General features: G+C 64.2%; 26 protein-coding genes and 1 tRNA gene. 13 read left to right on the top strand and 14 right to left on the bottom strand.

The features are described 5' to 3' along the window. Positions 1-164 precede the first annotated feature (164 nt). From J2D77_RS08870 to J2D77_RS08855, 4 genes are all read right to left on the bottom strand, one after another. Positions 165-1,385 (bottom strand): acetate/propionate family kinase, encoded by a 1,221-nt coding sequence (locus tag J2D77_RS08870; protein WP_207845899.1) that lies wholly within the window; start codon positions 1,383-1,385, stop codon positions 165-167. Between the two features lie 17 nt (positions 1,386-1,402). Then, the gene (locus tag J2D77_RS08865; protein WP_230975669.1) at positions 1,403-2,572 is read right to left on the bottom strand and encodes a bifunctional enoyl-CoA hydratase/phosphate acetyltransferase; all 1,170 of its coding nucleotides are present in this window, start codon (positions 2,570-2,572) and stop codon (positions 1,403-1,405) included. Between the two features lie 102 nt (positions 2,573-2,674). Beyond that, positions 2,675-3,304, bottom strand: coding sequence for an urea amidolyase associated protein UAAP2 (locus J2D77_RS08860; RefSeq protein WP_207845898.1), 630 nt, complete (start codon positions 3,302-3,304; stop codon positions 2,675-2,677). Positions 3,305-3,322: 18 nt separating this feature from the next. Further along, a complete protein-coding gene (locus J2D77_RS08855) occupies positions 3,323-4,126 on the bottom strand; it encodes an urea amidolyase associated protein UAAP1 (protein WP_207845897.1) in 804 nt (267 codons plus the stop codon). Positions 4,127-4,365: 239 nt separating this feature from the next. Here J2D77_RS08855 and J2D77_RS08850 point away from each other — a divergent pair, with 239 nt between their 5' ends. Then, positions 4,366-5,163 (top strand): class I SAM-dependent methyltransferase, encoded by a 798-nt coding sequence (locus J2D77_RS08850; protein ID WP_207845896.1) that lies wholly within the window; start codon positions 4,366-4,368, stop codon positions 5,161-5,163. Positions 5,164-5,237: 74 nt separating this feature from the next. Continuing rightward, positions 5,238-6,350 carry a hypothetical protein gene (locus J2D77_RS08845; protein WP_207845895.1) on the top strand — a complete coding sequence of 371 codons (1,113 nt, stop codon included), beginning with the start codon at positions 5,238-5,240 and terminating at the stop codon, positions 6,348-6,350. A gap of 265 nt (positions 6,351-6,615) precedes the next feature. On the opposite strand, the gene J2D77_RS08840 is transcribed toward J2D77_RS08845, so the two are convergent. The 5 genes from J2D77_RS08840 to cobU all read right to left on the bottom strand — a co-directional run bounded on the left by J2D77_RS08840 (position 6,616) and on the right by cobU (position 11,247). Further along, positions 6,616-6,948: a DUF6525 family protein gene (locus tag J2D77_RS08840; RefSeq protein ID WP_207845894.1), complete on the bottom strand. Its 333-nt coding sequence runs from the start codon at positions 6,946-6,948 to the stop codon at positions 6,616-6,618. Continuing rightward, positions 6,941-8,173 (bottom strand): GTP-binding protein, encoded by a 1,233-nt coding sequence (locus tag J2D77_RS08835; protein ID WP_207845893.1) that lies wholly within the window; start codon positions 8,171-8,173, stop codon positions 6,941-6,943. Before J2D77_RS08835 ends, J2D77_RS08840 begins: the two co-directional genes overlap by 8 nt. A gap of 605 nt (positions 8,174-8,778) precedes the next feature. Then, positions 8,779-8,854 (bottom strand) — tRNA-Glu (locus J2D77_RS08830). Between the two features lie 179 nt (positions 8,855-9,033). Next, the gene (locus tag J2D77_RS08825; RefSeq protein WP_207845892.1) at positions 9,034-10,488 is read right to left on the bottom strand and encodes an NAD-dependent succinate-semialdehyde dehydrogenase; all 1,455 of its coding nucleotides are present in this window, start codon (positions 10,486-10,488) and stop codon (positions 9,034-9,036) included. A gap of 201 nt (positions 10,489-10,689) precedes the next feature. Next, the gene (gene cobU, locus J2D77_RS08820) at positions 10,690-11,247 is read right to left on the bottom strand and encodes a bifunctional adenosylcobinamide kinase/adenosylcobinamide-phosphate guanylyltransferase (RefSeq protein WP_207845891.1); all 558 of its coding nucleotides are present in this window, start codon (positions 11,245-11,247) and stop codon (positions 10,690-10,692) included. A 97-nt stretch (positions 11,248-11,344) separates the two neighbouring features. On the opposite strand from cobU, the gene J2D77_RS08815 reads away from it, so the two are divergent. Genes J2D77_RS08815 through bluB form a run of 3 tightly spaced genes read left to right on the top strand, consistent with a single transcriptional unit; the run spans position 11,345 to position 14,091 of the window. Beyond that, the gene (locus tag J2D77_RS08815; RefSeq protein ID WP_207845990.1) at positions 11,345-12,505 is read left to right on the top strand and encodes a nicotinate-nucleotide--dimethylbenzimidazole phosphoribosyltransferase; all 1,161 of its coding nucleotides are present in this window, start codon (positions 11,345-11,347) and stop codon (positions 12,503-12,505) included. Continuing rightward, positions 12,502-13,374: an adenosylcobinamide-GDP ribazoletransferase gene (locus tag J2D77_RS08810; protein ID WP_207845890.1), complete on the top strand. Its 873-nt coding sequence runs from the start codon at positions 12,502-12,504 to the stop codon at positions 13,372-13,374. The genes J2D77_RS08815 and J2D77_RS08810 overlap by 4 nt, the downstream gene beginning before the upstream one ends. A 60-nt stretch (positions 13,375-13,434) precedes the next feature. Further along, positions 13,435-14,091 (top strand): 5,6-dimethylbenzimidazole synthase, encoded by a 657-nt coding sequence (gene bluB, locus J2D77_RS08805; protein ID WP_207845889.1) that lies wholly within the window; start codon positions 13,435-13,437, stop codon positions 14,089-14,091. Between the two features lie 121 nt (positions 14,092-14,212). Here the strand turns inward: bluB and J2D77_RS08800 are convergent, their stop codons facing one another. Beyond that, the gene (locus tag J2D77_RS08800; protein ID WP_207845888.1) at positions 14,213-14,794 is read right to left on the bottom strand and encodes a histidine phosphatase family protein; all 582 of its coding nucleotides are present in this window, start codon (positions 14,792-14,794) and stop codon (positions 14,213-14,215) included. Between the two features lie 321 nt (positions 14,795-15,115). On the opposite strand from J2D77_RS08800, the gene J2D77_RS08795 reads away from it, so the two are divergent. From J2D77_RS08795 to J2D77_RS08785, 3 genes are all read left to right on the top strand, one after another. Further along, positions 15,116-15,691 carry a MarR family winged helix-turn-helix transcriptional regulator gene (locus J2D77_RS08795; RefSeq protein WP_207845887.1) on the top strand — a complete coding sequence of 192 codons (576 nt, stop codon included), beginning with the start codon at positions 15,116-15,118 and terminating at the stop codon, positions 15,689-15,691. Next, a complete protein-coding gene (locus J2D77_RS08790; RefSeq protein ID WP_207845886.1) occupies positions 15,675-17,963 on the top strand; it encodes an FUSC family protein in 2,289 nt (762 codons plus the stop codon). The genes J2D77_RS08795 and J2D77_RS08790 overlap by 17 nt, the downstream gene beginning before the upstream one ends. 263 nt (positions 17,964-18,226) lie before the next feature. After that, positions 18,227-18,856 (top strand): acetate uptake transporter, encoded by a 630-nt coding sequence (locus J2D77_RS08785; protein ID WP_207845885.1) that lies wholly within the window; start codon positions 18,227-18,229, stop codon positions 18,854-18,856. Between the two features lie 201 nt (positions 18,857-19,057). On the opposite strand, the gene J2D77_RS08780 is transcribed toward J2D77_RS08785, so the two are convergent. Next, entirely contained in the window at positions 19,058-20,095 is a 1,038-nt protein-coding gene (locus tag J2D77_RS08780; protein WP_207845884.1) for an enoyl-CoA hydratase/isomerase family protein, read from the bottom strand. A 62-nt stretch (positions 20,096-20,157) separates the two neighbouring features. Here J2D77_RS08780 and J2D77_RS08775 point away from each other — a divergent pair, with 62 nt between their 5' ends. Both J2D77_RS08775 and J2D77_RS08770 read left to right on the top strand, forming a co-directional pair. Further along, positions 20,158-20,652, top strand: coding sequence for a flavin reductase (locus tag J2D77_RS08775; protein WP_207845883.1), 495 nt, complete (start codon positions 20,158-20,160; stop codon positions 20,650-20,652). Between the two features lie 74 nt (positions 20,653-20,726). Beyond that, positions 20,727-20,954, top strand: a complete 228-nt coding sequence (locus J2D77_RS08770; RefSeq protein ID WP_207845998.1) for a hypothetical protein — start codon at positions 20,727-20,729, stop codon at positions 20,952-20,954. Between the two features lie 110 nt (positions 20,955-21,064). Here J2D77_RS08770 and J2D77_RS08765 read toward each other — a convergent pair whose 3' ends face one another. The 3 genes from J2D77_RS08765 to J2D77_RS08755 are packed head-to-tail and all read right to left on the bottom strand — an operon-like array spanning position 21,065 to position 23,633. Next, positions 21,065-21,859 carry a metal ABC transporter permease gene (locus tag J2D77_RS08765; protein ID WP_207845882.1) on the bottom strand — a complete coding sequence of 265 codons (795 nt, stop codon included), beginning with the start codon at positions 21,857-21,859 and terminating at the stop codon, positions 21,065-21,067. Beyond that, positions 21,859-22,683, bottom strand: coding sequence for a metal ABC transporter ATP-binding protein (locus tag J2D77_RS08760; protein WP_207845881.1), 825 nt, complete (start codon positions 22,681-22,683; stop codon positions 21,859-21,861). The genes J2D77_RS08765 and J2D77_RS08760 overlap by 1 nt, the downstream gene beginning before the upstream one ends. Next, complete coding sequence (locus tag J2D77_RS08755) at positions 22,680-23,633, bottom strand: metal ABC transporter solute-binding protein, Zn/Mn family (protein WP_230975668.1); 954 nt, start codon at positions 23,631-23,633, stop codon at positions 22,680-22,682. Before J2D77_RS08755 ends, J2D77_RS08760 begins: the two co-directional genes overlap by 4 nt. A gap of 136 nt (positions 23,634-23,769) precedes the next feature. Here J2D77_RS08755 and J2D77_RS08750 point away from each other — a divergent pair, with 136 nt between their 5' ends. The 3 genes from J2D77_RS08750 (at position 23,770) to J2D77_RS08740 (ending at position 26,332) form a co-directional block, all read left to right on the top strand. After that, positions 23,770-24,420, top strand: a complete 651-nt coding sequence (locus tag J2D77_RS08750) for a transcriptional repressor (RefSeq protein ID WP_207845880.1) — start codon at positions 23,770-23,772, stop codon at positions 24,418-24,420. Between the two features lie 331 nt (positions 24,421-24,751). Continuing rightward, positions 24,752-25,279 (top strand): hypothetical protein, encoded by a 528-nt coding sequence (locus J2D77_RS17285; protein ID WP_230975667.1) that lies wholly within the window; start codon positions 24,752-24,754, stop codon positions 25,277-25,279. A gap of 27 nt (positions 25,280-25,306) precedes the next feature. Then, positions 25,307-26,332, top strand: coding sequence for an asparaginase (locus J2D77_RS08740; protein ID WP_207845879.1), 1,026 nt, complete (start codon positions 25,307-25,309; stop codon positions 26,330-26,332). Positions 26,333-26,408 lie beyond the last annotated feature (76 nt).

Here is a 26,408-nt window from a genome sequence, read left to right as displayed (position 1 = left end):
TATCACTTTGATCCATAAAGCCTATTCCTGCCCGCCTCAAGCTTGACCGATAGACCGCACGGCACGCCCCCCTTTGCTGCAAGGGCCGGGCAACCGCGCGGGCATGAGGGTGCATGGCCACAGCAGACAACGCAAGGCCGGCCCATATGTTCCGGCCTTGCCCGTCAGGCCGCAGGCCCACCCTGCGCGGATAAAAGCTCGGTCGTATGCAGGACGATCATGGCGTCCTCATCCGTGGGGAGTACATGCACCTCCATGGCGCTGTCCGCCGTGCTGATCAGCCCGCTATTGCGCGCATTGGCACCCGCATCGATCCGCATGCCCAGCCAGGCCAGGCTTTGGGCAAGACGGGCGCGAATGGGGGGTTCGTGCTCGCCGATACCGGCGGTGAACACGAAGCCGTCCACCCCGCCCAGCGCGCTGACCATGGCCGCGGCATCCTGGGCCAGCCGGTAGACGAACTGTTCCACCGCCTGCGCCGCCAGTGGGGACGGATCGCCCAGCAGGACATGCATGTCACTCGACAACCCGCCCGATAACGCCAGCAGGCCCGATTTCTGGTACAGCAGGGTTCGTATAGCCTCGATGCCCAGGCCGTAATGCTCCTGCAGGTAGAGCACGATAGCCGGGTCCAGCGCGCCGCAGCGCGTGCCCATGATCAGCCCGTCCAGCGGCGAGAACCCCATGGTCGTATCCATGCTGCGCCCGCCCGATAGCGCGCACAGGCTGGCCCCGCTGCCCAGATGGGCCACGACCACACGCCCTTGCGCCAGATGCGGCAGGGCATGCCGCAGGTAGCGCGCCACATAGTCATAGGACAGGCCATGAAAGCCGTACCGCCTGATCCCGTCGGCCTCGTAACACTGCGGCAGTGCGAAGCGCCGGGCACATAAGGGCAGGTCGTGGTGAAACGCCGTATCGAAACACGCCACCTGCGGCAGATCGGGGCGCAGGGCGGCCATGGCCCGCATGGGGGCCAGGTTATGGGGCATGTGCAACGGGGCCAGCGGTGTCAGGGCTTCAAGTGCTGCGATCAGTTCGGGCGTGACACGCTGCGGGGCTGCGTGATCGGGGCCGCCATGCACCACGCGGTGGCCAAGGGCGGTTATGGCCTGCCCGCCCAGGGTACGGTCGAGCTGGGCCAGGATTTCCGCCAGCAGAGTTGCGAAAGGCACGTCCGCTTCGGCCCATCTCCGCTCCGCGAGTACCGTGCCCGCCCCGTCATGCAGGCTCAGCCGCGGGGCAATGCCGATCCGTTCGACCTGGCCCGCCAGCACGGTCTCCACCGGCCCCACGGCCTGGGCCCGCACGCCTTCGCCAGCCCGGCAGACGGAAAACTTCACGCTCGAAGACCCCGCGTTCAGGGCCATGACAAGCTGGACCATATCCGTGCCTGCCGTACTCAGCCGCCGGTCCGCGAACGGGCCGGGTCGCGGGCGGATGTGTGGCCCTGCCCCCCATCCGCCCGCGTGGCCAGGTAGCGCGCGTAAACCGCCCCCATGGCGATGGAGGCCATGCGGGCGCGCACGCTGTCGGCCCGGCTGGTCAGCACCACGGGCACCTTGGCCCCCAGCACCAGCCCCGCCGAATCCGCCTGCGTCATGTAGATCAGGTTCTTGGCCAGCATGTTGCCGGCCTCCAGATCCGGGGCGACGAGAATCTGGGCCCGCCCCGCCACGGGGGAGACAATGCCCTTGATCCGTGCGGCCTGGGGGTCCACCGCGTTGTCCATGGCCAGCGGGCCGTCCAGCAAGCCGCCGGTAATCTGCCCGCGTTCGGCCATCTTGCACAGGCAGGCGGCATCGATCGTGCCCTGGATACGGGGGTTGAGCGTTTCCACCGCCGAAAGAAGCGCCACGCGCGGCGTGCCAAGGCCCAGCCCCACATGCAGGTCGATGGCGTTTTGCACGATATCGCGCTTGGCCATCAGGTCCGGGGCGATGTTGATGGCGGCATCGGTCACGAAAAGCAGCTCATCATACCGGGCGGTGGCGATGATAAAGACGTGGCTGACCCGCCTTTGCGTACACAACCCCGTTTGGGGTGCGACGATGGCGTGCATCAGATTGTCCGTATGCAGGCTGCCTTTCATGAGCGCGTGCGCACGGCCCGCATGCACCATGGCCACCGCTGTCTCCGCCGCGGCCTGGGGGGTGGATGTGTCCTCGATCGCGCAGCCATGCAGGTCCAGCCCCGCATGCCGGGCCACAGCCCCGATCGTACGCGCACAACCCACCAGGACGGGCGTTGCAATACCCGCCCGCGCGGCATCCACCGCCGCTTCCAGCGCATGCTGTTCGCACGGCCAGACCACCGCCATGGCAGGGGGCGCTGCCGATGCGCCTGCCCCGTTCGACGCACGGGCGATCAGCCGGGTAAAGGCGTGCAGGCTCTCGGCATCCTCCCGGTGTGCGGTGGCTGCGGGGTCGTCCGCCTTCGGGGCCTGCCGGTCATGCGCACCCGGGCCACCTCCCCCACCAGCCGGAGCCGAGATATCCGCCGCATGGGCCGTGTAACGGGCGCGCTGTTCCATGGGGTCCGGCCCTTTTTCCCACCCCTTGTGCTGTGTCATGCCGCTGCGTTCCTTACACTCCCCGCCACGTCAGTTCCCGGACGGTCAGGCGCATGGTAGCGCGGACGACCGCCAAGCAAAAATCACGACATGACGCAGGGCTCAGGATCGCGGCCCCTCGCTGATGATGACGCGAATGGGCGTGGGGGTGAAGCCATTGCACGGATTGTTCACCTGCGGGCAGTTGGACAGCACGACCAGCGTGTCCATATGGGCCAGCAGGTCCACATAGCCGCCGGGTTCGGAAATACCGTCATCGATCGCCAGTTCACCGTTTTGCAGGATCGGCACGTTCATGAAGAAATTGACGTTGCTGACGATATCGCGCTTGCTCATGCCGTACCGCGCCAGTTCGAGCAGAAAATTCTCGCGGCAGGCATGCATGTAGCGGGTCTGGGGGCCAAAGCGCACGGCATTGCCTTCGCAACTGCATGCGCCGGCCACCGTATCGTGCCGCCCGCAGGTATCCGCCACCACGGACATGAGCACGCGGCTTTCGCTCGAATACAGTGCCGTTCCCAGCCCGATATAGGCCGAACCCTGGTTGATCAGCGTTTCCTGCACGCTGTACCGTTCGTGATAGGCATGGGCGTTGTAGAACAGCGCATCCACCGCCTGCTGGCCGTGCGTATCGATAATGCGCAGCACCTGCCCCTGCCTGACCACGGCGGACCAGGGTGCCCGGGCCGGAATAACAGCATCAAGAACGATCCTGCCTGATATATCGGTCATTTTTCGTACTCTCCCGTATCAGGCGAACAGGGCATCTGTCGCATCGAAGGCACGGCGCATTTCCTCGCCCGCCAGGGCGCGTGGATCGCCCGCGCCGGGTGGCGGAGCCTGCCAGCGCACCACCTCGATCGGGCCGGGGTTGTAGGTGGTGTGGGAACTGAACGGATGCGGGCAGTTGGACACACCCACCAGCAGGTTCATTTCCGCCCGCAGATCGACATGATCGCCTGCGCGGACACCACCTTCCACCCAGGAAAAACGTCCGTCCCCATCCACCTGCACATGCGAGAAGAACGAGATACAGACGGGAATATCCCGCACATCCATCCCGTGCTTGCCCACGATCAGGCGCATGTTATCGCGCGTGTTGCGCAGGCGTGCATCCCCGAAGTTGCGGGCATTGCTGTCCGGCGAACTGCCCCCCACCAGCGTGTCGCAATGCCCGCAGCTATCGTTCAGGACCGAGGCCAGAACACGCTCCATGTCCGATAACAGCACATGCCCCGCCGTAATGCGCGTGGTCCATTGCTGCTTGATCGTATCGGCGGGGTTGTAACGCTCGCTGACGTCATTCGCGTTCCATAGCATCACGGCAACACCGTGATTGCCCGCCGTGTTGACCAGCCGCAAAGCCTGTCCACGGGGCAGATAGGTGCTCCAGTACCACCCGCCCGCAACATTCTCGCGCGCCAGCACGGCCGTCTCGTCCATGGGAACGGGCCGGTGGGCCGGGCGGGGCTGCCTGTCCGCCTGCCGTGCGCGTTCGCGCATCTGCTCGTACCGGGCCCGGTACCATTCCGGGCTCTGCGCATCCAACTGCATGGCTTTTCCTTCCCCATGTTGCATGCGGACGCCCGACGTCACGGCCACAAACCCGCCCGCCGGACGCCCACCCATGGCCGGCACGGATTTGGTCGCGGCCGGTTCATGTGCTAATCATGGCATAGTCTATCATAACAGTTTGAGTGCGCAACAAACCGCCCTGCCGGGTAGACTGAGGGCAATCAGCACAGCACGCGGCCGGTGGCCCCGGCTGCAAGGCGACAAGACAAGGCGATACCATGGTCCAAGACGTGCTGCCCACCGAGCTTTCCGCAAACGCGACCCCGCCATCCGCCGCCGAGCCCGAGCCCACGCCCACGCCATGCCCGATCTGCCACGCACCGAGCCATAAGTGTTTCGAAAAGGATGGTTATCCGATCGTCCAGTGTACGAAATGCGACTTCCTGTTCGTGCATCCCATGCCTTCGGATGCCCAGATCGTGGAATATTATGCCACCAACTATCGCGCGGCCAATGCGGATTTCTACCCCAAGGACCGTTCGCGCCGCTGGCGGGCCTTCTGGCGGAGCCTGCCTTTCATTCCCTATATCTTCAACCGCGATATCGTGGATCTGGGCTGCGGGGGCGGGCATATGCTTGCAGCCCTGTGCCGGTTCGCACGCAGCGGCGTGGGGGTGGATGTCAGCGCGAACAGCATCGCCTTTGCAAAAAAGCATTTTCCGCGCCAGACATTTTATGCTGAAGGCCTGTCAGCGTTCGCAGGCCGCGGCCGCCAGTTCGATTTTGTCTTTTCATCGGAACTGCTTGAGCATTTACGCAGCCCGGACGAATTCATGACAACGGTTCACGCCATTACACGACCAGGTTCGGTCGTCTACCTGTCCGCCCCCGATGCAGGCCACCACACGACCCCGGCCAATATTGCGGAATGGTCGGATATCTGCCCCCCCGAACATCTGCAATGGTTCAATGAAACCAACCTGAACATGCTTTTCGCCCAATACGGTTTCGAGCCCATGAAACGGCACCGAAAAAGCACCCCCGCCCATTCGGCCTTTTTCCACCGAGTCAGGTAAAACCCCATACCCGATCGCTCTTTCCCATTTTAAAATTCAAGCTATATTTAACAGGACCAGATTACTTGCCGACTATGGATAAAATCGAAAAATTTATATTCGAGACATCGTTGTGGAAGTTTCTTTTTTCCATCGGGTTCCTGGAATTATTCAAGACTGGCCTGTGGTATATTCCCAACTTGAAGGCATCGCGCCTCATTGCCCAGAACCCTTTCGTCAATCCGTTTACCGATCCCAATGCACAGTACCTGTTCTGGAACTGGCTTGGCCCTTTCGTAGCCTGGACGATTGGTGCAAACCATGCCGCGGGTTTTTTACTGTTCCATCTCTTTTTTTCCTTCGCTTTTACATTTCTTTTCATAAGGACGGCCTTTGCGCATTTTCCGAACGGGACCGCGCGAATTGCGATTGTTGTTTTTAGCATTTTACCTGTATCCGCAACGGCTTATTTCTGGATAAGCACGGATTCAATCACGTTATTCCTTATGATGCTTACTCTCGCATTCCCAGAAACGCTGCCTGTTACGTTTATCAGCGGCACCCTTCTGGGCATGCAGCATTTCGAACAAGGTTTTTTTGCAACTCTGGGCCTGGTACTGGCCACGACATTGAATAAAAAATTCAATGTTAAACTGAAATTCTCACAATCATTCTGCCTCGTCTTTTTTCTCGGCGTCATTTGTGGAAAAATAATCCTTTTAGGGATATTCCACGCCCATCACATCACCGTCAATTCTGGAAGAGTCTATTATTTATCAAAGAGCTTTGATAGGATCATTAATGAATTCTGCTTCCACTTCCAATATATCCTGTGGTCCGTTCTGGGCCTTGGATGGATGGTCGCCCTGAAATTTTCCGATTACGGAAAAAAATCCATTCCTTTTTTTGTCGCCCTGTCGTTTTTATGCCCTTTACTTGCCATTGTCGAAGACCAGACCCGGGTTCTTGCGATCGTAACCTTTCCCTTATTGTATGTTTACTGGCTTTCGAATCCCGATTTCCTGGAGACAATATCCCGGCGCGAAGCCTCATTGCTCCTGACCGCATGGAGCCTCATGCCTTTGAGTTGGGTCTGGATGGGCCGCCCCAAATGGTCTGTCTTTCCATATGATATCGCCTACCTCCTGCATACAACGACAGGCTGGCTGAACCTGCCGAACCACCTGGCAGAATGGCCATTCCAGTAAGAGCGCATGGCGGGCGACAATCGTGCAAAGCGTCACAACCGATGGGTCGGCGCCACGGGCGCCGGCAGCAGGTTCAATGGTATGATGCCAGAGGCTTTCGTTCAGCACGCCAAAGCGGCATATAGAAACCCACAGACCCTGACTCAAAACTTAGGGCACGTTCGCGGCGAGATCACGTCCAGTCTACTCAGATCGCGTAGGCTCAGGGCTCATAACCAGAACATGACCAGGGCTGCGCGGCAGATGTACGGTGCAGGTGTCAACGTCATCTCAGGACCGTAACGCGCGCTGCATCATGAGGCAGAGCGATGCCGTAAACCTCGCTGTAGCGTGAAGCAAAAGCCTCCCGCTCCAGCCGCTCGCAATAATCGAGATAGCGGATCAGAGCCCGCTCGGCGCGCGCCGTGCGCCCATAGAGCCGTTTATAATGCTGCCAGAGCATCATCACATTGACCGACCAGGCATCGTAGGCATGCACTGCCACCCGTTTGCGGATCGTGCCGGGAAGCGTGTCGAAGGCTGCCCAGTCATCGCCTGCATACCGTCGCCACATCTCGTTCCGCAATGTCCGCTCGTTATCCGCCTCGGCCCTACGCATCCGCCATTTCTCCGTTTCCCCAGACAGGGAATGGATCAGGTAGATGCGCGAACAGCAATGGATCGAACGGCTGCGTGTCGAACTCCGGCACAAGGCAGGCATTCAGGGCCGCGCCAAGGGCGGCGTCATCCATTGCTGTCGTGCCGATAAACACAATTTCCTGCCGACGGTCACCATAAACCCGGTCCCATCTGGACAGAATCAGATCCCGCCATTCATCGCTGTCTGGCCAATGGTTTTTGGGAATCGTCACCCACCAGTGTCCCGTTGCCTGTGTGCGGACCAATGCGCCTGCCTGCCCCAGTTCGCCCACCCATTGCGGACGGGTCGCCAGCCAGAAATGGCCCTTCGCCCGGATCACTCCCGGCCATGCGGCATCGATAAAGGCTTTGAACCGGTCCGGCACCAGGGGACGGCGTGCACGCCAGACAAAGGTGTGGATGCCGTATTCCTCGGTCTCGGGAACATGGTTATGAAATTCGAACAGTTCCTTGTACCATAGGGGATGTTTATGAGCACGGTCATAATCGAACCGATATGTGTCCAGAATACGCGCACAGGGCACTATGCCCTGATCCGTTTCGATAATATCCGCATCGGCATTAAGGGCCTGAACAACCTGCCGGGCGGCCTCGCGCTGCGCGGCTGTTGCGGTCGAAACCTTGTTCAGCACCACGACATCCGCGAACTCGATCTGCTCGACCAGCAGGTCAACCAGCGCCCTGTCATCCCCTTCGCCCGCTGTCTCGCCCCGGTCGCGCAGAAAATCGGTTGACGCGTAGTCTTTCAACAGATTGACGGCATCCACCACCGTTACCATCGTATCCAGCCGCGCGATGTCGGACAGGCTTTCGCCCGTCTCGTCCCGAAACTCGAAAGTCGCCGCAACCGGCAGGGGCTCCGCGATCCCTGTCGATTCAATCAGGAGGTAATCGAAGCGCCCCGCGTCGGCAAGCCGCCGCACTTCGTGCAGCAGATCGTCACGCAACGTGCAGCAGATGCAGCCATTACTCATCTCCACAAGCGTTTCGTTCGTGCGAGACAGATCGCTGCCGTCGCGCACCAGATCCGCGTCAATGTTCACGTCGCTCATGTCATTGACGATAACCGCGACTTTCCGGCCCTCGCGGTTATTGAGCACGTGGTTGAGTAGTGTCGTTTTTCCCGCTCCCAGAAAGCCGGACAGAACCGTTACCGGAAGTCTTTCGCGCATGACGGACACCATTCATTCGGTTGAGATCCGCCAAATCTATATGTTACGTTATAATATAACAATACCAAAAAGCCTCATAATGAGACAGGCCTGCCCGATCCCGCCAACTTTCAGATATCGCGTTATTCATCCATGCTCATCCTGTCGAATGTGTCTGTATTCGTGAACAGCCCAAATCCTACCTTGACTGCGGTCTCATTGAGCCAGCCTCAAACCGACAATCAAGAAGATTTGCTGGAGCGGACGGTCATCGACTACCTCGTACGCAGAGATAGAACGGACGCAACACCGAGCCCATGCCCGGTTGTGATCCAGTGGCATAGGAAGGCCGGCCTACAGGCCCGGTGGTCATTTGCCGGGGCGTGCCCGGTGCCAGCCTGACACAGAAGCCGCCCCCCACCATCTCAAGCATTCCGTTGCATCATGGTTTGCGATGGACGGCGTGCCGATCGATCAGGCCGCAGACTGGCTAGCGACAGACCCGACAACGCTCCGGCATGTCTGCCTGAAATTCGATTCATCTTATCTTGGGAGCATCGTCGATGATTTTGAGATTTAATGGTCCAACTGAACCACAAACCATGGCCTAGAAAATGAATAATATCCAGGAAAATCAATGGTGTCCCATACGGGATTCGAACCCGTGTTGCCGCCGTGAGAGGGCGGCGTCCTAGGCCTCTAGACGAATGGGACAGGCGCGGACATGGGCGCTTCCTACGGGAAAACAGCGCCCGGCACAAGTCCTATTACTAGGCATGAAAGCCCGTGAGAGGCCGCCCCACGGGCAAACCGTGGGGGGTTGAAAGAGCGTGAAGAAGGAAAGGTCGCATCCCCCCGGCGCGGATCGGGGGCGCCGGGGATAGGGCGCCCGATCAGAAATCGGGGCGGTCGTGCTGGCTGCAGACAAGACGGATGATGGTATGGGCGCGCAGGGCTTCGGGCCCGCCCTCCGTGCCGTAACCGGAATCCTTCATGCCGCCGAACGGGACTTCCGGCGCGCCCAGGCCGTGGTGGTTGACGGCCACCATGCCCGCTTCCAATGCCTCGCCCAGCAGGCGTTCGGTGCGTTCGTTGCGGGTATAGACATAGGCCGCCAGACCGTAGGGAAGCCGGTTGGCTTCACGCACCGCACTCTCCAGTTCGGAATATTCGTCCATGATGGCGATGGGGCCGAAGGGTTCCTCGTTCAAAAGGCGCATTTCCAGCGTGGGCTTGCACACCATGGTGGGCGGGAAGAAAAAGCCCTTGTTGGGCAGGGCGATCTCGGGCTGCCACAGTTCCGCCCCTTTCTGCCGGGCGTCCTCCACCAGTTCGGTCAGGGCCTTGAGACGGCGTTCGCTCACCACCGGGCCCATGGTCACACCGTCCTGCAGGCCGTTGCCGACCTTGAGCGCGCTCATCTGGGCCTTGAATTTTTCCACGAAAGCCGGGGCAATGTCGCGGTGCAGCAAAAAGCGCGTGGGGGCAATGCAGACCTGCCCGGCATTGCGGAACTTGGCTGCGGCCAGGCGTTCTGCCGCCACGTCCAGATCGGCATCGGGGCAGACAATGACCGGACCGTGCCCGCCCAGTTCCATGGTGACAGGCTTCATCTGCGCGCCGGCCAGGGCCGCAAGATGCTTGCCCACGGGGGTGGAGCCGGTAAAGGAGATCTTGCGCACCACGGGATGGGCGATCAGGTATTCCGAAATTTCGGCGGGCTCGCCATAAACGAGCGAGACCGCGCCGGCGGGAATGCCCGCATCGCAAAAGCAGCGGATCAATTCGGCGGGGGATGCCGGTGTATCTTCCGGGGCCTTGACGATAACCGCGCAGCCCGCCCCAAGGGCGGCACCCAGCTTGCGGGCGATCTGGTTGACGGGGAAATTCCACGGTGTGAAGGCCGCCACAACGCCCACCGGGCGGCGCAGCACGCGCTGTTCGACATTGGGCACGCGGGCGGGAATAAGCTCGTCATTCAGGCGGCGGCCTTCCTCACCGAAATATTCGATGATCCCGGCGGCACCGTTGATTTCCATCACCGCCTGGGCCAGCGGCTTGCCCTGTTCGCGGCTCATGATCCGGCCGATCGTCTCGGCACGTTCACGCAGCAGGTTGGCGGCCTTGCGCATGATCACGAACCGGTCCCACGCGGTCAGGGCGCGCCAGGCCGCAAAGCCCGTGGCAGCACCCGCCACAACCTGTTCCAGATCAGCCTTGCCCGCATGGGCGACATGGCCGATAAGCTCCGCCGTCGCGGGGTCCAGCACGGCAATGGTGCGGCCATCCGCAGCGTTGCGCCACTGCCCCCCGATCAGAAGTTGCGTGTTTACTGCATGATCCGACATCTGTTTCTCTCACCTAATATCGCGGTGGGCGCAAAACGGAACATGCCGCATTTCCTGCCTGGCTGAGCCTGCAAGCAGTCCGGGCCTGCGGCGTTGAACACGTCCTGCGCGCCGTGGTTTCGTGGGCAGTAACCTGACACAGAAGTGGTGGAAGCAAAAGCCAGCGGTGGTCGTTGTCGCTCATCGCCGGGGCTGACGCTTTCAGTGCGGCACTTCGTTCTTGAGTGTAAGCGGCAGCCCGGCTGCGACAAACAGCACCCGGGGCACGTCGCGCGCGATACGCTGGTGCAGGCGGCCTGCCTCGTCCCGGAAACGGCGGGCCAGTCGGTTTTCGGGCACAATGCCCAGCCCCACCTCGTTGCCGACCAGAACGGTGGGGGCCCGGCGCGCGGCAAGGCAGGCCATGAAATCAGCTGTGGCGGCCTGCACGTCGCGCTCCTCCAGCAGCAGGTTGGACAGCCACAGGGTCAGGCAATCCAGCAGCAGGGGGGTATGGGCGTGCTCGCGCATGACGGTCTGCACCTCCAACGGTTCTTCCACCGTCAGCCAGCCCGTGCTGCCGCGTTCGGCCCGATGGTGGAGAATACGCTCGTGCATTTCCTCATCCCATGCGCGGCCGGTAGCCAGGTACACCCACGGTGCGGGCAGGGCCGTCAGCATGGCTTCGGACAGGCGGCTCTTGCCCGAACGCGCACCCCCCAGCACAAGGACCGTGCCCCGCAGGCCCGTATCGGTGGGGGAAAGCGCCGTGTTGCCCATGGCCAATGCCTGCTTTCATTTCCGTTGCATGACAGCGCATAAAAGCACAAAACTCGCGCCCATGCCGCCTTTTATGAAAGCCCGTGTGACCGCCTTGATGGATACCCACAGCACCGCCCAGCACCCCCATACCCTGCCCGCGGCCCCCATATGCATGGAGGAACTGCGCGCTTTATGCGTGGCGCTCCCCCAGGCGGACACCAACGCGCAAGACGCCATTGCCGCGCGGGAGGCCACGCTGTGCAAACCCGCGGGCAGCCTGGGGCGGCTGGAAGACCTGACACGCTGGCTGGGCGGGTGGCAAAGACGCGCCACACCCCGGCTGGAGCACGTGCATGTGCTGATTTTTGCAGGCAACCACGGGGTTGCGGCGCGTGGGGTGTCACCCTGGCCGACTGAGGTCACGGCGCAGATGCTGGCCACGTTTGCGCAAGGTAGGGCCGCCATCAACCAGATCGCCCGCAGCGTGGGGGCGGAACTCAAGGCGGTGCCCGTTCACGCACTGGCTCCGACGGCGGATTTCACCACCCGACCCGCCATGACCGAGGCCGCTTTTGTGGCCGCCGTGGCCACGGGCTTCAACAGCGTACCTGCACAATGCGACCTGCTCTGCCTGGGGGAGATGGGGATCGGCAACACCACGGCGGCTTCGGCCCTGGCGGCGGCCTTGAGTGCAAACGGTGCTCCGGACATGACGCTCACACCCGGCCAGAACTGGGCCGGACGTGGCACCGGGCTGGATGATGCCGGACTGTCCCACAAGGCGCGGATGATCGATGCCGCCCTGGCCTGCCATGGCCCGGCACTGGGGCTGAAAGTGGGGCTGGAGCACGCGGTGAACCAGCCGGTAGCAGACGGGCTTTCCCCCACATCGGCCAGATCCACGCCCGACCCGTTGGAGGCCGCAAGGCGCTTGGGCGGATACGAACTGGCCGCCCTGCTGGGGGCCACGCTGGCCGCCCGGCACCGCAACATTCCCGTGCTGCTGGATGGTTTTGTGTGCCTTGCCGCCACGGCGCCGCTGACCTTGCTGGCCCCGGGCGGGCTGGCCCATGCCTGCCTGTCGCATTGCGCGACACAGACGGGGCAGACCCGCAGGCTGGCGGATTTCCTGGGCATGGAGCCCCTGCTGGGGCTGGGGCTACGACTCGGTGAAGGCTCGGGCGCTACCCTGGCGGTGCCGCTGCTGCGGGCGGCCCTTGCCTGCCATACGGGCATGGCCACGTTCGAACAGGCCGCGATCCTGCGCCAGACATGACGCGCCGTGCCGTCCTTCCCGCCCTGGCCGTGCTGCGCCTGCACCTGGCATGCGGGCTCGCACTGCTGACCCGCCTGCCCGTGGACTGGCTTCTGCCCGCCAGCTACCGAGGTGGCGCCGACACCCAGCCGCCGCCTCCGTGGCCGCTGGGCCGCTCCATCTGGTGCTGGCCGCTGATCGGGGGTGGCGTTGGCGCGGTGACCGGCTGTGTGCTGGTTCTTTTACACCGGGTCCATATGCCGCCGCTGGTCGCGGCCTGCATGGCGCTGGCCGCGCAAACCCTGCTGAGTGGCGCATTGCATGAGGATGGCCTGGCCGACATGGCCGACGCCGCGGGGGGCCGCACGCGCGAACGCAGGCTTGAAATCATGCGCGACAGCCATATCGGCAGTTTTGGCACAAGCGCCTTGTGCCTGGCCTTTGGCATTCGTGTTGCAGCCTTGGCGGCCCTTGCCGTGCAGCCGGGTAAAGTGGGCATGATCTCCTGCATTCTGGCGGGGGTGCTGGGCCGTGCGGCCATGCTGGTCCTGCCTGCCCGCCTGCCACCCGCCCGGACAGACGGGCTGGCCCGTGCCCTTTCGCCCCTGCCACGCGCGCCCCTTGGGGTGGCCCTGGCCAGTGCCGGCGCATTGACGCTGTGGCTCATGACCCTGTGGGGAGAAAACTGGACCAAAGAGTGGGCGACCGGCACGCACCCCACGGCGTTAAGCCTTACCCTGGCACCGATTATCGCTGCCTGCCTGGGGGTGATTGGCATGGCATGGGCCGCGCGCCGCCTGCTGGGGGGCTATACGGGTGATGTGCTGGGGGCGTGCGTGGTGGTTGTGGAATGCCTGGTGCTGGCAACCTTCGCCGCACTGGCCGCATGAGAACGGCGCGATATCACCCAGCGTCTTGCCCAGGAAAGCACTTGCCAGCATGATACGCCCATGACCTCCGCCCCCGATCCTTTTCCCGTCACGTTTTCCGCCCACTGGCAGGAGGAACTGGACCAGCTTTTTGTCTGGCGGCGCGATGTCCGCCATTTCCATACCGAACCTCTGCCCGAAGCGGTGCTGGACCACCTGCTGCGCACGGCCTGCCTGGCCCCGTCCGTGGGGCTGAGCGAACCTTGGCGCTTCGTGCGGGTGGACAACCCGCAGCGCCGCGCCGCCATCCGGCAGAACTTCCTGCACTGCAACGCCCGCGCGCTGGAAGGCCGCAGCGGGGAAGACGCCCAGCGCTACGCAACGCTCAAGCTCGCGGGGCTGGACGACGCGCCGCACCATATTGCCGTCTTCTGCGACACCAACCCCGAACAGGGCCGGGGGCTGGGGCGGTCCACCATGCCGCAGACCACCACATGGTCCGCCGTCATGGCCATTCACACGTTCTGGCTGGCGGCGACCGCGCGCGGCATAGGGGTGGGGTGGGTGTCCATCCTGGACCCCGATGCCGCTATCGCCGAGTTGAGCATCAACCCGCACTGGCAGTTCCTGGCCTATCTGTGTGTGGGCTACCCCGCAGACCCTTCGGACACGCCCGAACTCGAACGCCGGGGCTGGGAACGGCGCAACCCCGCCCGCCGCCGCTGGCTGCACCGCTGAACCGCCACCCCGCAACCGCGCATTGCCACGCCGGATCGGGCAGGCCTGAAGGCGGCTGAGGGGGCGCATATACGCCAGCCCGGTGACGCATCCCCGCCTTCTGGCGTGGAGCGGTGCGGCGTCAGGGCGACTCGTGGCTGTAGGCGGGCTGTGGGGCGTGCTGCGGCACCATGATGACGCGTGCAAATCCCTGCGGCATGGACGAAGCCAGCAGATGCGGTTCCACCCCGCGGGCCAGGGCCGAGAGAATGCGCAACGGCCCGCCATGGGAAAGCACGCAGGCATTTTGCCCGCCTGCGCGCATATCCTGCCAGAACGCCTGGGCACGCTGGCGCAGCGCCTGGCCGCTTTCACCGCCCGGGGGGGCAAAGCCTGCGGGATCGGCCGCCCAGGCATCAAGTGCGGCGCGGTCTATGTCCTGCCATTTCCGGCCTTCCCACCCGCCGAAATCCAGCTCCGCCAGGCGCTGGTCCACCCTGATCTCCATACCCGTGGCATGGGCGACAAACCGCGCCATATCCCGGCAACGCCGCGCGGGAGAGGTATACAGGACCCGGCACAGAACACCCTTGGCCAGCACCGACAGGCCGGATGCAATGCTCTCCCACCCCGGTTGCAGTGCGACATCCGTGCGGCCGTAACAGACCCCTTCAGGTACAGCCACCGCCGCGTGCCTGACCAGCATTACCGGAAATAGGCGCATGCTCCACCTTTTATCATTGCGTCGGAACCAGCCAACCAGCCCCGCCCCGCCAGCGCAACCCATTGCGTGACATGGCCGCTCACCCTTGCGCGAACAACCCGCCCCGCGCCATCGCGCGCCAAAGGCCCGGCCCTGCAAAAAGCCCATATGGGGGGCCGGTATCCAGGCCGGGCGCGGCTTGATGCAGGCGGTGGATGACGCAGTGCGGGGGCGGTCTCAACACCGTGTGTTCGGGCATGATTGACCGCAATGCCCAGCATGCTAATATCTTGGCATAAATTTGCCATATCAAATATACTCATACTAACAAAAGAGACCTCCATGACTGACCTGCGCGTCTCCCCCGCGTTGGATGAAACCCGCTTTCCCGGCATGGCGCTGACCCTGCGCGTGGCACGGCTGGCAACATTATGGCGCACACGGCTGGACCGGGCCCTGCGCCCGCATGACATGACACTGGCGCTGATGCGCCCGCTCGCCTACCTGACCATGCTGCCCGAAGGTGCGACACAGAGCGAATTGGCCGCCGCCATGAATGTGGACTGTTCGGCCCTGGTGCGCGTGCTCGACCTTTTGCAAAAACAGGGCTTTGTCTCACGCCGGCCCGACAGGCAGGATCGCCGGGCCAAAAGGCTGGTGCTGACGGAAGCCGGGCACGCCCGCTGCGCGCTGTTCCACAGTATTGCCGCAGAACTGGAACGTGAAAGCTGCGAAAGCCTGGCACCCGCTACCATCAAGGATCTGATAGAGGGGCTGAGCACGCTGCTTGTCTCCCACAACGCCCAGTCCCAGCCGGGCCTGAACGCGCAGCCGGACGGTCCGTCCGGCAATGCCCGATCCAGTGCCCGCCCCCCTGCCCACCCCCTGCCCCAGGCCCGCAATGTCCACGCAGGTTGAACCGCGCACCCACTGGGTGCTGCCGCTGCGGGCCGCGCTACAAGGCGTGCTCAACGCCACCCCCTTCGCGGACGATGCACGCTGGGCTGCCTTCCTGCGCACGGGTGCGTATACGGCGCGCACGCTGCTGGCCATTGGCATTGCGGTGTTCTGCGCCTTCATGTTCCAACTCCAATCCCCGCTGAGTGCGGCCACCACGGTGCTGATCGTGGCCAACCCCACGGTCGGGGCCATGGTGTCCAAAAGCCTGTGGCGCGTGGTGGGCACCATTATCGGGGCCACGATTGCCGTGGGGGTCATGGCGGTTTTCGTGCAGGCCCCCGTGCTGTATTTTGCCGCCCTGTCGGTCTTTGTGGGCATTGCCTGCGCTGTCGCCACATTCTTGCGGTTCTTCCGCTCCTACGCGGCGGTGCTGGTGGGCTATACCATCGTCATTATCGCGGCCCCCGCCTTTGCCGAGCCCGAGAACATCTTTCTCTCGGCCATGAGCCGCCTGTCCGCCGTGGTGGTGGGTGTGGTGGTGACGGCGTTCGTGTTCATGGCCACATCGCCCCGAAAGCCAAGCGGGGTGCTGGCCAAGCTGGGGGACGCCTTTCGCGACACGATCCGCCATGCCTGGATCTTCCATATCGCGGAAAGCGAGCGCACCACGACCCACGCCACCAACGCCCCCACGGGGGATGAGGCCGTGCTGGAACTGCTGGAAAAGCGCGAAGAGGCTGAAACCGCGCCGAGCTTTCGCAACCTGCCCCAGCCGGTCTATGACAGCCGCGCGAAGCTGCTGGCCCATATGGCGGGGCTGGCCCCGGCCATAGAATATGCAGCCGCCGACGACCCGGACATGCTCGCGCGCATCGGCAACCTGCGCCTGGGGCTGAGCCGCCTGACCGGGCTGATCGTCAGCTACCATCCCTACTGGCTGACCCTGGCCGAAGCGGGGGACGAAACGCACGGCGTACATGCGCTGATGGCCGATACGCTGGCCCGTATACTGGACATGACCGAAACACCGGCCTGGCTTGAAAACCCCGCCCCGCTTTCAGCCTGCCTGCACGATGCGCTCAAGGCGCTGGAACACCTGACACGCGACCCGGCCACCCCGCTGGCCCCGGCCATGCTGGCGGCCCTGGACAATACGCGCGACGCCCTGGTGCAGATGGACCTGGCCCTGTACAACCTGACCAGCCTGCGGCGCGAAAAGGCGCGTGCGGCCATCGTGCCCTATCTGGAATGGCCCATGGCCCTGCGCAACGGTGCGCGCGGGGCCGCCATCGCCATGCTGGCGGGCATGTTGTGGTATGTGTTCCACTGGAGCACCGGCCCGCTGCTGATCCTGTATGTGGTGGCCGCATCCAGCCTGCTGGCCACCCTGCCATCAGCCGCCAAGGCCAGCCCGATGATGGCGGCAGGCACAGCCCTTGGCGTGCCGGCAGGCTTCCTGTGCCACACGCTCGCCCTGCCGCGCATAGACGGCTACCCGCTTTTATGGCTGAGCCTGTGCGTGTTCCTGCTGCCCGGCGTGTGGCTGCAGTTTCACCCCAAATTGGGCCTGCCCGCCTTCGGTTATGTGGTGTTCTTCCTGATGATGCTCTCGATCAACAACCCCATCACCTATAACGACCTGGAACTGACCAATAACTGGATGACCATGCTGGCCGCCTGCGCGCTACTGGCCATTGTGTTCCGTGTGATCCTGCCCGCCGACCACCGGCTTGATGCGGCACGCCTTGTCACCTCGCTTTCGCGCGGGGTGCAGAAGCTTGCCCGCGCACCCCATGACCGCGCCATGCAGTGGGTTGCGTGGGAAGGGCTGCAACTACAGAAAATTTCGCGGCTGATGATGCGGCTTTCCTTTATTCCCACCGGGCTGGACCGGCAGGGTTATACGGATGCGGCCTTTGCCGCGCTGTCCCTTGGCAGGCTGATCGTCAGGCTGCGCTGGAACGCCACCCATGCCAGCCTGGACCCGCTGGCGCGCAGGACGCTGGATGCGGCGCTGGAGTCTTTTTCCACCCTGCGCCAGGACCCCGCCGCCACCGCCGACACGCTGCGCAAGGCATCCTTTGCGATCCGCTCCATCCCGCATGAGGAACAGGGGCTGGCCTTGACGCGCGAACGCACGGTGTCATGCCTGGAACAGGCGGCCAACATCATCATGGCCGTGCCCGGATTTTTCCACCACAACGGCCCCATCCAGCACCCGATGCAGGCCCGCCGGGCGGCAGAGCCCGTTTCCACCATGCCCGAACAGCCCGGCCTGCGGCTGGGCTAGACCACAGGACCAGGCCATGGGACTGAATCATGGGGACTGGACCATGGAGACCGGGCAACTGGCCAGGCCGCCCAACCCTTGCGCCCGGCGGCCTGGCACCCTGCTGCGGGAATGCGGGGGCAGGCTGGAGCGTGAAAGTTCCATATGCATAAAAGACTTTTCAATGAACTTTATTTTACCAGCTTAAAGGCGTTTTTAACGAACCAGAACGCTCTTCATCTTTTATATAAGTGTCATACAAACAATTATTAAGAAGACGTACCATGGCACATATAGGCTCCTCCGAGCTCACCGCCCCGCGGCCCAAGGCCAATCCGGCCCCTCTGGGACTTGTCGCGTTCGGGCTCACCACCATTTTGCTCAACCTGCATAACGCCGGTCTTCTGCCCATGGGCTCGGCCATTCTGGCCATGGGGCTGGTTTTTGGCGGACTGGCCCAGATTCTGGCCGGAATGCTCGAATTTGGCACCGGCAACACCTTCGGGCTGACAGCCTTTATCTCCTACGGGGCATTCTGGATTTCGCTGGTAGTACTGGTCGCCATGCCGCATACCGGCGTGGTGCCCGCCAGCACGCCCGCCATGGTGGGCAGCTACCTTCTGCTGTGGGGTCTTTTCACGCTCATCATGTTCTTTGGCACGCTGCGCGCAACCCGCGCGCACCAGATTATTTTCTCGTCCCTGACCGTGCTGTTCGCGCTGCTGGGCCTTGCGGACCTGATGGACATGCCGGCCCTGGCCGTAATCGGCGGGTATGAAGGGCTGTTCTGTGGCCTGTCGGCTGTCTACCTGGCCGCCGCCGAAATTCTTGAAGCCCAGTTCGGCCATGATGTCCTGCCCGTGGGCCGGGCCACCCGCGCTCCCATGACTTTTTCCGTTCCCGTCGCGGCCTGAAACACCCGCCAGACTGGCGCTACCCTGCGCCAGTCTGCTGCCTGATCGGCAGGAAAAAGCCGGCCCGCATCCGGGCCTGCAAAAGCTCCCTTCAAAACCGCGCCGACCGACTTTACCCGACCGATATTGGATGTCCGAAGGCGTGGCAGACCACTTTCCAGCAGGGGGGAGGACCATTTGGTCCTCCCCCTTGCTGCATTTTCAGGCTGCCTGGATTTCCTGCAATTCCGCCGGAGTCATGGCTTGCAGGCTTGCAGGCTGCCAGACAGGCGCATTGTCACGGTCCACAAGGCGTGCGCGCACCCCTTCCACAATATCCGCACGGCCCAGCACGCACCGCACCAGACGGCGTTCGATGTCGAATGCCTCCTCCAATGAGCGGGCCTTGCGCGCCCGGTGCCAGGCGTGCCACGCCGCATAAAGTGAAAACGGGCAGGCGCGTGACAGTTCGTCCATATCCTGGTGGGCGGATTCCAGCGGGCTTGCGCGCAGGCGCTCCATAGCACTCGGCAGGTCGGGGGCCGCGTAGCAGCTTTCAAGCGCATAGCCCGGTTCCGCGTCAGCCCCGACCAGCGTGGCCGGGCCGGTAGGCAGGTTTGCGAACACCTCCTCCACATCTTCAAGGGCCAGGCTGTCACGCAGGGACTCCAGGCTTTCGGCAGGCACAAGCCGGTCGGCCAGGCCCAGGCGCACCGCGTCCTGCCCGCTCATGCGCTGGCCTGTCAGGGCAAGGCGCAGCCCTTCATGCCCCGCCGCGCGGGACAGCAGCCACGACCCGCCCGCATCCGTCACCAGCCCGATGGCGGTTTCGGGCATGGCCAGGACCGAGCGCTCCGTCACCACGCGGTAGCCCACATGGCAGCCGATGCCCACTCCCCCACCCATGACGATCCCGTCCAGAAAGGACACGACCGGCTTGGTATAGCGCGCCAGTTGCAGCATGGTGTCATAGGCGCGGTCCATGCGGGCGAAGCCTTCATCGGGGCCGGCATTCAGCAGCACCTCGCGAATGGTCTTGAGATCGCCGCCCGCGCAGAAGGCCCGCGGGCTGCTGCTTTCCAGCAGGATCTGCCGCACCCCGCCTTCATTCGCCCAGGCCGCCAGCACGCGGCTGATTCCCGCCGCCGTATCGGCATCCAGGGCGTTCAGCTTGGCGGGACGGTCCAGGATGATCCGCCCCAAATGCCCTTCACACTTGGTCCGCACGCTGGGGGTGGCGGAAAGGGCATCTTCCGTCATTGCTTTCCTCTTCATTTCATGCACAAAAACAATTCCACATTCGTATAAAAAAAGGAGAGCAGATGTTGGCCCCCGAGACCAGCGCCTATCGCGATACCATGGCCAAACTTGGCGCAGCTGTGAACATTATTACAACAGGAACGCTCGAAGCCCCGGTCGGGTTTACGGCGTCCGCCGTATGTTCGGTCACGGATACGCCACCAACCCTGCTTGTCTGCCTGAACCGTAACAGCCGCGCACGCGCCGCCTTCCACGAAGGCAGTGCCCTGTGCGTGAACGTGCTGGCCGCCCCGCAGCAGGACCTGGCCGGGCATTTCGCCAGCCCGCTGACCATGGAAGAGCGCTTCGCCCGTGGCCACTGGAGCAGCATGGTTACAGGTGCGCCCGTCCTGAACGAGGCCGTGGCGACATTCGACTGCCGTATCAGCCAGATTGTCGAAGTCGGCACCCATAGCGTGATGTTCGGCGTGGTGGCGGCCCTGCGCAGCCATGAAACCCATGGCGGGCTGATGTATTTCAACCGCTCCTACCACACCCTGCCCGCAGCCACGGCCTGATCGGGCCGTAAAGGTGCCTGCGGCCGGGGTCATCGCCCCGCCACAGGCGCGCGCCAGCCAGAAAGGTTCCGCCCATGACCCGCCCCGCACCCGCCGCTCCCTTTCCCGCCGCTGCACTCCGGCTGCCGGGGAATACGCCGGGCGGGCAGAAGGGCCATGGCGCACCGCAGGCCGGTGCGGCGGCGGGGGACGACGGCGTGCATGTGCCGGTGCTGACCGGGCGGGTCCTCCTTGTCATGCAGGGCGCATTGCTGGCCTTTATCGGGCTCTGGGCCTGGCTGGGCTGGTCCATCCCCCGCTAGGCGAGCCACCGGGTTCCATTCGGGCCTTTAGTCGCCTTTTTTCAAAAAGGTGACGGTCTTTGAAGCTTTTTGAAAAAAGCTTCACCAAAAACCTTTATCAATGATTCGATTTAGCGCCCCAGGGCGCGGGCCAGCCCGAAGGCCGCCGCACAGGCCCCGCAGCCCAAAGCCGCGATCCAGAACACGGCGGGAAAGCCGCTCTGCCACGACAGGGCCAGCCCCGCCCACGATTCCACCAATGCCAGCCCCGCCGCCGCCGCCATGCCCGCAACCGGCGCCAGCCCCAGCCGCAGCGCGGCCGCCGCCGGGGCGATCATCAGCGTAAAGACCAGCAACGCCCCGGTAATCTGCGCGCATTCGGCCGTGGCCAGGGCTACGAGTGCCAGAAATAGGATATCGAGCACACGCAGCGACACGCCCTTGGCCTCCGCCACGTCGGGCTGGAGGGAGGCAAACAGCAAGGGCCGCGCCATCAGCCCCAGTGCCGCAAGGCAGACGGCCGTAAGCCCGGCCAGCCACCACAGGGTCGCGTGCGCGATACCCAGAATATCGCCGAACAACAACGATGTGGCGGCCCCGGCCGAACGGGTGAGGAAATGCAGGCATAGAGCCCCCAGCCCCATGGCCAGTGAGAGCACGAGGCCGATTGTCACGTCCCGCCCCATCAGCCGTTCGCCCGCCAGCCCCATGGCAACGCCGCTCAGCACCGCACTGGCGCCAAAACCCGTAAAGGCGGGCTGCCCCACCAGCAATGCCGCCGCAGCCCCCGCAAAACCCACATGGGACAGCGCATGGCTGGCAAAGCCCTGACCGCGCAGGACCAGGAACCAGCCGACAGGCCCGCATACGGCCGAGACGAAAAAGGCCGCCATGAAGGCCGAACGCATGAAGTCATAGGCGAACATCAGGCCATATGCCCCGCGCAATCGCATGAATGCAACGTGTCCCCGCCGCCTTCGGCCACCACGAACACCCGGCCCTGGGCATGAATGACCTCGACCGGCGCCCCATACAGCGCGCTAAGGGCCGATGTGGTCATCACCTCCTCCACCGGGCCGAGCAACGCCTTGCCGTGTGCAAGGTACAGCACGTGGTCCATGAAACCCTGCAAAGGATTGATGTCATGCGTGGACATCAGCACCGTCAGCCCCCGGGCCCGCGCCAGATCGTAAATGCGCCGTGCGGTCTCGCGCATGCGCGCAGGGTCCAGGCTGGCCAGGGGTTCGTCCAGCAGCAGAATGCGCGGATCGTCCAGAAGGGCCTGGGCCAGCAGCAGGCGCTGGCGTTCCCCGCCTGACAGGGCGGCCAGCGGACGGTGCGCAAGGCCCCGCGCATCCACCGCGTCCAACGCCGCATCCACCCGCGCCCGGGCCGCGCGCCCGTACCACGGCAGGCCCGGCCTGCCCCCACCAAGGGCGGCGGCCACCATGTGCCACCCGCTCAACTGCCCCGCGACCAGCCTGCGCAGTTGCGGCATGTAGCCAATGCCCGCCCGCCCGGCATGCCCCCCCTTCTGCCCGGCGGGGTGGCCTTCTATGCAGATCGTGCCGTGGCTTGCGGCCTCAAGCCCCAGAATGGCGCGGAACAGGGTTGTCTTGCCCGCACCATTGCCCCCCAGCACACCCACAAAACTGCCCGCAGGGACGCTAAAACTGACCGAGTCCAGCACCAGGCGGCCCTGGCGCATAACACTCAGCCCGCTGGCCTGCAGGGCGGGAGGTTGGGTCATGGGGCGGTTTCCAGCAGGTGGGCGGCCTGCTCCACCGTTGTGCGCACCCAGCCCTGCCAGTGCTGGCCGGCGGGCATTGTCTCGGTCAGCGGCAGCAGGGGCACATGCGCCGCGCGCGCCCGATCGAGTATGCGCTCCACCGAGGGTTCGACCACCTGCTGGTTATACGCGACAAGGCGCAGTTTACGGGCTGCAAGATCGGTTTCGAACGCGGCGATGGCGGCCGGGGCCGGTTCAACCCCGTTCATGATCGCGAGTTGATAGGCATTTTCTTCCATCACCAGCCCCATCCGTTCGGCCAGCGGGGCAAAAAGCGGTTCGGTCGCGGCAATATGCTGGCCACCCACCCGCGCACGCAGGGCCTGGAGCGTCTGCGCAAGTGTGTCGATGCTGGCCAGCACATCCGCCGCCCGCGTGGCATAGGCACTGGCATGGGCAGGGTCGGCCTGCTGGCAGGCCGTGGCGACGTGGCGCACGAAGGCTGCCGCCGCGTCCAGGTCGAACCATAGATGCGGGTTGCCCCCGTCCCGCCAGCCGGGCCACGAATCCGCCCGCACGTAGCGCACCGCGGGCAAGCCGGCCGCGGCGACCAGCCTGTCCACCCATCCGTCATATCCCGCGCCATTGGCCACGACCAGCGTTGCATCGGCAATGTGGCGGGCATCATCGGGGGTGGGTTCGTAGACATGCGGATCCGCAATGGGGGAGGCCAGCAGCGTGGTGACAGCCATGTCCGGCCCCGCGACCTGGGCCGCCAGGTCGCCCCAGCTGTTTTCCGCCGCCACGATCGAGGGACGCGTTGCCGCCCGCGCGCCGCCCGCCGGACCGGGCAAGGATGCCAGCAAGACGGCCGCAAGCATGGCAGCCAGCGCCCGCGTGATGGCGCATGCTGCCCCTTCAGCCATGGCGCGCGGCCACACGGCAAGCCTATGGCGCGTCCTTGAAGCCATGTCTGTCCTGAACACTCCTACGTTATGTAATAGTGTTACATTAAATTTTTCCGCCCGTCACCTCCCCTGCGCGCGTATCTGGCCTTCCCCCCACGGCTTGGTTACGCTAGAGAGAAAATGAGAACGGAAGACGAACATGGCCAGCACATCGCAGCACGCCCCCCCCGGCGCGGACGTTTACGGTTTTTCAGCCCGCACGCGCCAGCAACTGGACTACGCCGCCCGGCTATGCGCCAACCAGGGGGGCCGCATGACCCCGCAACGGCGCGATGTGCTGGGCCTGATCCTGCGCGCCACCACCCCCGTGGGCGCATATGACCTGCTGGAACAGCTCAAGCATGCCAGCGGCCGCCCGGCCCCGCCCACCGTCTACCGGGCCCTGGACTTTCTGCTCGAACACGGGCTGATCCACCGGATTGAACGCCTGTCGGCCTTTGTGCCCTGCACGCATCTGCTGCACGATGCCCCCGACAACGCGACCGAATGCTGCGACCATGAAAACACGGGCCACAGCCATGCCGGGCTTTGCCAGCACGCCCCACAGCCCACCGACCCCGCGCAGGCGGCCGCCATGCATACGGCGCAGTTCCTGATATGCAGTGGCTGCGGCGCGGTAACGGAAATCGCCAATGCCACGGCCATATTGGACCTGCTGAGAACCATCTGCCAGGACAACAGTTTTACAATGCACAGCGCCTCGGTCGAGGTGGAAGGCCTGTGCGCGCAATGTGCCGCGAATTTGCGCAACACCGCCCCGCATGATGCGGCGAAAGAACCCGAACGGTAGGGCCCGCATGGCGCGCGCGCATTCCTGGTCACAGCCATGCTTTCCTGGTTTGGATGCCAGCCTGGATACAGGTCGGGATGCCAGTCCGGGTCCTGGTCCGGCTGCGGCTATCGGTGCGGGGCGCGACCTGGGACCAGCACACCCGCAAGCCCGGCTGCGCGCAGGCAGATCCCGTGCCCGCGACTATAAAACGCCACCCAAAACACCCCGCGCGGCCCGGCCCCGTGCGTGTCGCAGCCCTAATCCCGGACCCGGCCCGAATGGGCAGGCAGAAAATAACAGGCCGGATACCGCGACCCGGCAGGATACCATACCGGCAAGCAGGCTGGGCATGCGGCAAGGTGGACATGCCGGGATGGGCGACCTTGCCCCCCACAACGACCACCCGATCACTCCCGGCAACCTGCCCCTGCCTGCGCAGGCAGCCCAGACGGACCTGTTTTCCCTGCCGCTGCAGGACCTGCCGCGCACCCATTTCGCCCCCGATGAACTGCGGCTGGCCCCCGTGCCCACCTCCGCCCTGCCGATGGGCCAGGGCCATACCTCCAGGGCAGGGAAAAGCCAGACCGGCATGCAGGGCGATGGGGATTCCTGCCTTTACCTTGTCACCACGGCCGAGAACGCGTCCGCCTTTCTTGCCGATGGCCTGAAGCTGAGCCGCACCGCCCCCATCATGCTGACCGAACGCGACGGCATAGGCCCCTGGCTTGCCAAACTGGCGGAAAACGTGACAGACGAACCCCTATGCCCCAACGTGGTCCTTCGCTTGCGGCGCGCCATGGTTGCCCAGGCGCTGGAGCCCGAGCCGGATCATTCGGCGGAATTTGCGGCGCGGTGCTACCTGCTGAGCGGAAACTGACCGCGCCACCAGAACGGGATCGCTTTCATGGCAGATGATGTGCTTTTGGCCGAGACAACGCGCGGTGGACGGGTCGAATCCCGCCATTATGGTGCGGCAGTGGTGGTGGACGCCCAGGGCGGCGTGGTTTTTGCGGCAGGGGATGTGACAAGTCCGGTCTTTCCGCGCTCCACGGTCAAGGCGTTCATGGCCCTGCCGCTGGTCGCGCAGGGGGCTGCCGACAAATACGCCCTGCCTGACGCGGCCCTGGCCCTGGCCTGTGCCTCCCACCAGGGGGAACCTGCGCATGTGGCGGTCGCAACCGACATGCTGGGCCGCACCGGGCGGGATTATACGGCGCTGGAATGCGGCACGCACTGGCCGCTGGACACTGCAAGTGCCCGCGCACTGGCCGCCACGGGGGAAGAAGCCTGTGCCCTGCATAATTGCTGTTCGGGCAAGCATGCCGGGTTTATCTGCCTGGCCTGCGCAACAGGGGTGAACCCCGAACATTATACCCGGCCAGAACACCCGATCATGCAAACCATGGCCCGCACCCTGACCGCGGTGACCGGCGCCCCCCACACGGAAGAAAACCGTGGGGTGGATGGTTGCGCCATTCCCACCTGGGCCATTCCGCTTTCCGCACTGGCCCTGGGCTTTGCACGCTTTGGCACGGGTGTGGGGCTGGATGCCGAACACGCGGCTGCGGCCACCCGCCTGCGCACGGCCATTGCCACCAACCCGTTCATGGTCGCGGGCAGCGGGCAGTTCGACACGCTGGTCATGCAGGATGTGGCACCCCATGCCCTGACCAAGATGGGGGCCGAAGGCGTCATGACCGTGGCCCTGCCCACACAGGGCCTGGGCATTGCCATCAAATGCCGCGACGGCGGCATTCGCGCGGCCGAAGCCGCCGCCGCCGCCCTGATCGCCCGGTTCGGCAAACTCGACAGCCCCAACATCCAACATTTCATGCGCCGGACATTGAAAAACTGGAACGGCCAGATCGTGGGCGAACTACGCGCGGCTGCCGAACTGGCCGGCGCACACCTGCCCGCCCAGGCGAACTGAACAGGCCCGGCGGGCCACCCCGAAAGTAAAACAACGGCAAGGCGGTGCCGACAAACTGGCCGGCACCTGCCGCCAT

The organism is Acetobacter garciniae (genome assembly GCF_017377735.1).
Classification (GTDB): domain Bacteria; phylum Pseudomonadota; class Alphaproteobacteria; order Acetobacterales; family Acetobacteraceae; genus Acetobacter; species Acetobacter garciniae.
This window is presented reverse-complemented; position numbering and strand designations above follow the sequence as displayed.

Excerpts from the sequence above, each read along its gene's own strand:
- J2D77_RS08870 (WP_207845899.1), bottom strand. The coding sequence starts at position 1,385 with ATGGTCCAGCTTGTCATGGCCCTGAACGCGGGGTCTTCGAGCGTGAAG.
- J2D77_RS08865 (WP_230975669.1), bottom strand. The coding sequence starts at position 2,572 with ATGACACAGCACAAGGGGTGGGAAAAAGGGCCGGACCCCATGGAACAG.
- J2D77_RS08860 (WP_207845898.1), bottom strand. The coding sequence starts at position 3,304 with ATGACCGATATATCAGGCAGGATCGTTCTTGATGCTGTTATTCCGGCC.
- J2D77_RS08855 (WP_207845897.1), bottom strand. The coding sequence starts at position 4,126 with ATGCAGTTGGATGCGCAGAGCCCGGAATGGTACCGGGCCCGGTACGAG.
- J2D77_RS08850 (WP_207845896.1), top strand. The coding sequence starts at position 4,366 with ATGGTCCAAGACGTGCTGCCCACCGAGCTTTCCGCAAACGCGACCCCG.
- J2D77_RS08845 (WP_207845895.1), top strand. The coding sequence starts at position 5,238 with ATGGATAAAATCGAAAAATTTATATTCGAGACATCGTTGTGGAAGTTT.
- J2D77_RS08840 (WP_207845894.1), bottom strand. The coding sequence starts at position 6,948 with ATGCGTAGGGCCGAGGCGGATAACGAGCGGACATTGCGGAACGAGATG.
- J2D77_RS08835 (WP_207845893.1), bottom strand. The coding sequence starts at position 8,173 with ATGGTGTCCGTCATGCGCGAAAGACTTCCGGTAACGGTTCTGTCCGGC.
- J2D77_RS08825 (WP_207845892.1), bottom strand. The coding sequence starts at position 10,488 with ATGTCGGATCATGCAGTAAACACGCAACTTCTGATCGGGGGGCAGTGG.
- cobU (WP_207845891.1), bottom strand. The coding sequence starts at position 11,247 with ATGGGCAACACGGCGCTTTCCCCCACCGATACGGGCCTGCGGGGCACG.
- J2D77_RS08815 (WP_207845990.1), top strand. The coding sequence starts at position 11,345 with ATGGATACCCACAGCACCGCCCAGCACCCCCATACCCTGCCCGCGGCC.
- J2D77_RS08810 (WP_207845890.1), top strand. The coding sequence starts at position 12,502 with ATGACGCGCCGTGCCGTCCTTCCCGCCCTGGCCGTGCTGCGCCTGCAC.
- bluB (WP_207845889.1), top strand. The coding sequence starts at position 13,435 with ATGACCTCCGCCCCCGATCCTTTTCCCGTCACGTTTTCCGCCCACTGG.
- J2D77_RS08800 (WP_207845888.1), bottom strand. The coding sequence starts at position 14,794 with ATGCGCCTATTTCCGGTAATGCTGGTCAGGCACGCGGCGGTGGCTGTA.
- J2D77_RS08795 (WP_207845887.1), top strand. The coding sequence starts at position 15,116 with ATGACTGACCTGCGCGTCTCCCCCGCGTTGGATGAAACCCGCTTTCCC.
- J2D77_RS08790 (WP_207845886.1), top strand. The coding sequence starts at position 15,675 with ATGTCCACGCAGGTTGAACCGCGCACCCACTGGGTGCTGCCGCTGCGG.
- J2D77_RS08785 (WP_207845885.1), top strand. The coding sequence starts at position 18,227 with ATGGCACATATAGGCTCCTCCGAGCTCACCGCCCCGCGGCCCAAGGCC.
- J2D77_RS08780 (WP_207845884.1), bottom strand. The coding sequence starts at position 20,095 with ATGACGGAAGATGCCCTTTCCGCCACCCCCAGCGTGCGGACCAAGTGT.
- J2D77_RS08775 (WP_207845883.1), top strand. The coding sequence starts at position 20,158 with ATGTTGGCCCCCGAGACCAGCGCCTATCGCGATACCATGGCCAAACTT.
- J2D77_RS08770 (WP_207845998.1), top strand. The coding sequence starts at position 20,727 with ATGACCCGCCCCGCACCCGCCGCTCCCTTTCCCGCCGCTGCACTCCGG.
- J2D77_RS08765 (WP_207845882.1), bottom strand. The coding sequence starts at position 21,859 with ATGTTCGCCTATGACTTCATGCGTTCGGCCTTCATGGCGGCCTTTTTC.
- J2D77_RS08760 (WP_207845881.1), bottom strand. The coding sequence starts at position 22,683 with ATGACCCAACCTCCCGCCCTGCAGGCCAGCGGGCTGAGTGTTATGCGC.
- J2D77_RS08755 (WP_230975668.1), bottom strand. The coding sequence starts at position 23,633 with ATGGCTTCAAGGACGCGCCATAGGCTTGCCGTGTGGCCGCGCGCCATG.
- J2D77_RS08750 (WP_207845880.1), top strand. The coding sequence starts at position 23,770 with ATGGCCAGCACATCGCAGCACGCCCCCCCCGGCGCGGACGTTTACGGT.
- J2D77_RS17285 (WP_230975667.1), top strand. The coding sequence starts at position 24,752 with ATGCGGCAAGGTGGACATGCCGGGATGGGCGACCTTGCCCCCCACAAC.
- J2D77_RS08740 (WP_207845879.1), top strand. The coding sequence starts at position 25,307 with ATGGCAGATGATGTGCTTTTGGCCGAGACAACGCGCGGTGGACGGGTC.